The sequence below is a fragment of the Nautilia sp. genome, from assembly GCF_053994455.1.
The window spans coordinates 1-4,899 of sequence record NZ_JBMYAU010000090.1 but is presented as its reverse complement, the minus strand read 5'-3'; the positions used below and the strand labels follow the sequence as shown (position 1 = coordinate 4,899).

At 32.7% G+C, this 4,899-nt stretch carries 5 protein-coding genes; 1 reads left to right on the top strand and 4 read right to left on the bottom strand.

Annotated features, from left to right (window positions below; translation table 11 throughout):
• Positions 1-109: 109 nt before the first annotated feature.
• From ACXJIE_RS06720 to ACXJIE_RS06705, 4 genes are all read right to left on the bottom strand, one after another.
• Complete coding sequence (locus tag ACXJIE_RS06720; protein WP_456480197.1) at positions 110-1,444, bottom strand: ATP citrate lyase citrate-binding domain-containing protein; 1,335 nt, start codon at positions 1,442-1,444, stop codon at positions 110-112.
• Positions 1,445-1,528: 84 nt separating this feature from the next.
• Positions 1,529-2,683: a glycosyltransferase family 39 protein gene (locus ACXJIE_RS06715; protein WP_456480196.1), complete on the bottom strand. Its 1,155-nt coding sequence runs from the start codon at positions 2,681-2,683 to the stop codon at positions 1,529-1,531.
• Positions 2,680-3,243 (bottom strand): anthranilate synthase component II, encoded by a 564-nt coding sequence (locus ACXJIE_RS06710; protein WP_456480195.1) that lies wholly within the window; start codon positions 3,241-3,243, stop codon positions 2,680-2,682. The genes ACXJIE_RS06715 and ACXJIE_RS06710 overlap by 4 nt, the downstream gene beginning before the upstream one ends.
• A 26-nt stretch (positions 3,244-3,269) precedes the next feature.
• Positions 3,270-3,608 (bottom strand): winged helix-turn-helix domain-containing protein, encoded by a 339-nt coding sequence (locus tag ACXJIE_RS06705; protein WP_456480194.1) that lies wholly within the window; start codon positions 3,606-3,608, stop codon positions 3,270-3,272.
• Positions 3,609-3,668: 60 nt separating this feature from the next.
• On the opposite strand from ACXJIE_RS06705, the gene ACXJIE_RS06700 reads away from it, so the two are divergent.
• Positions 3,669-4,565 carry a methylenetetrahydrofolate reductase gene (locus tag ACXJIE_RS06700; protein WP_456480193.1) on the top strand — a complete coding sequence of 299 codons (897 nt, stop codon included), beginning with the start codon at positions 3,669-3,671 and terminating at the stop codon, positions 4,563-4,565.
• Positions 4,566-4,899 lie beyond the last annotated feature (334 nt).

Here is a 4,899-nt window from a genome sequence, read left to right as displayed (position 1 = left end):
GGTTTTTCTCTTTTAATAATATAGTCATAATCAAGCATTCTTTGGATTGCAGATTTGTTATTGTTCCAAAATATTGCCTGTGTGTCCCTTGTAAATAATTCGTTAGCCATTAGTTCGCTCCTTTTTTTTCAACTTCTAGTGCCATTCTTACGATATCAGTAATATGAGTTTCCGGTCCGTATACTTCAATTGGAAGGCCGAGTCTTTCAGCTGCCGCTTTAATATCTTTAAGACCTTTTTCGTAGTTAGGCCCGCCTCTTCTTACGTAAATTCTTGTTCCAACATCTTTCATTTTATCAGCGTATTTTTCAAACGCCTGGATAATACCCGTAAATGTTTTTGCAACATCCGTAAAGTTTGCAATAGCACCACCGATGATTAAGATTTTATCTCTGCCTTTTTCGTCTTTTTCTCTTGTCATTAAATCAAGTACCGTTTCAGTATAGAATCTTGTTTCATCAGTAGTCGGACCACCTGAATACTCTCCGTAGTTTGCCAAATCTTCAACTCCGCCAGCCATATCGGCAATGGTATCGGCATAAACAACTGAAGCACCGCCGCCGGCTACAAGTGTCCAGATTCTTCCTTTAGGGTTAAGAATTGTCAGTTTAAGTGAAGCACCGCTTTTTGCATCTGCTTCTGCAATCGCTTTTTCTTCAGGTGATTTCTCAGGCATACCAAACGGTGTCGGGAATTCGATATCACCCCATTTATCTTTCATCATAAATCCGGCAGTATCGTCTAATCTTGCAACCAAATCAAGCAGATAAACATTGTTTCCTACGATAACTACAGGATTGATTTCAAGATATGCAAAATTCAGATCTCTAAAGAATTTATAGAAATTAATTGCAAAGTTTGCATATACGTCTTTTTTATCAGCCGGAATATCTGAAGGGATATTTTCTTTTACAAGTCTTTCGATTTCTTCGTCACTTGCATCGATAGGAATTTTTACTTCAGTAACTTTATCCCAGTTTTCTTCAACTTCCATACCACCGTGCGCTGAAAGATAAAGTACGTCGTTTACTTCATCGAAAGTCGTAGCGGCAATGTAATACTCTTCATCTTCACTGTGAGGTGTGTAAGGCTCTACGATAAAATGAGTCAGCTCACCGCTTTGTCCGCTAAGAAGTGTAACCTTCCCGCTTCTTTTTTCATCAATCCATTTAGCTGCATCTTCTAAAGTAACATCTCCCGGTTTATTAACTTTAAATAAAACCAAGTTGTTTTTACCTCTTTTACCGAAAAGCATATCAGGTTTGGCAACTAAAGGTTTTTCGTTTAGCCATTCATATCCAGGTTCTTTTGCTTTAGCTTTTAACTCGTCTCCACTTGTTACAAGAACACTTTCAAACGGATAATTAAGTCCGCTAAAATATTTATCCCAATTTTGGGCAAAAAGTTTTTTTCCGTCATATTCACGAATCGGTTTTTGAGCCATTAATTCTCCTTGAATTTTATTTTAGAAATTGTATCATTAATAAGTAAACTTATAACGTCATTTTATAAATTGGAAAAAATTTTTTTATATGGTGTTTAGTTTTGAAACATCAATTTCTAAAAATTTTCTGTTTTTGTGAAAAATCGAAACTTTATTTTCTCTTTTTTTATATTTTATTTTATATTCCTTGCCTTTTTTAAGTCCGTAAAACTCCAATGCCTTCAATAATCGTTTATTGTCAGATTCAATATAATTTATCTCTCTTTGCTTAAGTTGAAAAACCAGCGGCTTTATAAAATAGTAACTGCTACTTAAATTTCTCGCAGGGGTATATCTGTTTAAAAAAAGGGCTATATCAAACACAATAAGACTTATAAAAAGAATAAAAAACAAAATTTTATAAAACTTCCTAAAAACAGGCAGTCTTACCCTGTATGAATTTAAGTAGTATTTAACCATATAAACCACATAAACCAACGTAAACGGGGCATAATCGTCAATTTTGATTCTTTGTCTGAAAGACAACAGTACAGATATTAAAAAAGTAAAAAAAGCAATAAAAAAAATTATATCCCTTTTTTTGTCAAAAAATCCTTTGTAAATTGCAAATATAAAATATATAAACACAAAAGGAGAAAAAATTAAAAAATACGTACCGAACAGATCAAGAAAGTGACCTTTAGGCTTGCCTCCTATGTCATAGTTGAAATAATTTGCATTTATTGCCAAAAACAGCAATGACAGAACAAGAAGAAAATTATCCTTTTTATAAACGGCATAAAATATCAGGGCAAAATAGAGGGATATAAAACTGTAATCTATAAAAACAAGAAAACCCAACATTACATAAGAAACAATTTTATTGTATTTATACAAAAGTACGAACAACAGAGTCAGAAAAATGATATACACGGATTTATTCACTATCAAAGATGAAATTATCATTCCGGGAATAAGCATAAAAATCAGTACGGCAAAAAACCTGTCTTTTTCTTTTTTTAAATAAAATCCGGTTATTTTATAAAACAGCAATATACTTAAAAAACCTGTTAAAACTCCGGGAAAACGTAAACCAATATCATTTTTACCAAAAATTAAAAAAGAAAAATTCAATATATAATTCAATACCGGAAAATGCTCTATGCTTCTTACATCCACAATAGAATAAGAAAGAAAATTAACGCCGTACCATAATAAGAAAAGGTAAAAAAAAACGGAAGTTAATAAAACTTTTTTCATAACTGTAAAAAATTATTTATTATTTCTTTACCGTATTCGCTCATAATCGATTCAGGATGAAACTGAACACCGTATATAGGTTTGTTTTTAACTCTAAGAGACATTATTTCATTATCGTCCAATGAATAAGAAGTGGGAATAATACACTCAGGCAGTTTTTCGGGGTTTGCAACCAGCGAATGATATCTCGTTACCCTGAATTTGTTTGGCAAGTTTTTAAAAATATCGTCTTTTATTGTAATTTGTATATCCGATGTTTTGCCGTGCATTAAATTTTTGGCTTTTATAATTTCCCCCCCGAACGCATAAGCTATGGACTGATGTCCGAGACATACTCCTAAAATAGGCTTTTGAATTTTTTTAATCACTTCAACACTGACACCGGCTTCCTTAGGCGTTGAAGGTCCGGGCGAAATAATTATTTTTTCAGGATTTAACTTTTTTATTTCATCGACATTCATTTCGTCATTTCTTATAACCTTCAGATTTGCTCCGAGTTCAAGGCAATACTGGACTATATTATATGTAAAACTGTCATAATTATCTATCATTAAAACCATTAAAAGCCTTTTTTAGTGAAATTTTATCATTTAATCTCTTTTTTTAAAAACTCCTCCAACTCCGACAATTCTTGTTCAAATTTTGTCTGGACCGTTTCAAAAACCTTTATAAGATGTTTTCCGTATTCCGTAAGTTTAGTTCCCCCTCCTCCTTTTCCTCCGCTTACTTTTTCCACCGCATTTTTATTTGAAAGTTTGTTTATTATGTCAACTGCATCCCATGCCGCTTTATAACTCATTTTCATCTCTTTAGCGGCTTTTGAAATCGAACCGTACCTGTCGATTTTCTTAAGCAGTTCTATTCTTCCCCTCCCTAAAAAACTTTTTCCGTCCTTTTCAATCCAAAAGTTTCCTTTTATTTCCATAATATTCCCAATTTTTTATTTTTATTATATCATTTCGTAATAAATTCACAAAGGACATTAATGTTAAAAGAAAAGTTAAAAGAAAAATACATAACCCTTGAAACGACTCCGCCCAAGCTTCCCACGGTAGATTTAATGATTGAAAAAATAGAAAATTGTGAAGCGTATAAATATATTGACGGTTTTTCTACTACGGACTGCCCTTTAAGCAAACTAAAATACAATTCCGTAATAGCGGCGTATAAATTGCAGGAAAAATTTAAAAAACCCGTCATCGCCACAATGAGTATGAGAGACAGAAACAAAATAGCACTTCAAAGTGATTTATTAGGAGCGAACGACTTAGGAGTTACTCATATTTTAGCTCTGACAGGAGATCCCGCCAATATGTCGGATCAGCCGAAAACCAAAGCGGTTGTGGAAGGCAGCAGTATACTTCTTTTAGAAATCATCAGGGCCTTTAACAACGGAATGGATTATGCGGGCAAAGAATTTAAAATAAAACCGAAACCCATAACACCTTTTGCCGTAAGTAACTCTTATGCAAAAAACTTTATTTCCATAGAGCGTAAAATTTACAAAAAAATACAAAATTACGCGATCGGAATCATAACACAGCCCGTATACGATTTGAACATAGTAAAAAAACTTCTCGAAATAAAACAAAAAGTGACTTCCCAGTTTCAGGATGAAAGAAAAGAAAGCGAAATAATTTTAGGGTTCTTTCCGATTACGAAATTAAAAACCGCTCAGTTTTTACACGCTCACGTTCCCGGAATTTACGTACCCGAAAGCTGGATCGAAAAACTGATAAAAGCACATAAAAAAGGCGAAGAGGAAGAATATAAAGTAGGAATGGATTTAAGCAGAAAACTGTTTCAAAACCTTATAAAAACACATCCTAAAGTTCATATTATGACGGCAAACAGATTCGAAATAGTAAAAGAGCTGTTTTAAAAAGTGTGAGAATAGCTCAGCAAGAGTGTGGCTGAAGAAGCCTCATAACCTTCCGTTTCTTCCGACTTTGAATCTTAAAAAAATATAAAAAATTCTCTACAATATCGAAATAATGGGGAAATCTAATAATTTCAATAATTTTTTTGTTTTCTGTTGAATTTATAAAAGTCCTAAATTTAGGACTTGGGTCCCTCAAAAAAATTGTGTAATACCAAACCACAAATCATTCCTTACAATCAAATTTAGAATTCCAACTTTCTATAATCCAATGAAACCCACAAAGTTGTTTTATATTTTCTTTGTTTTTCATATAATTTGTTAAAGCTTCATCAAT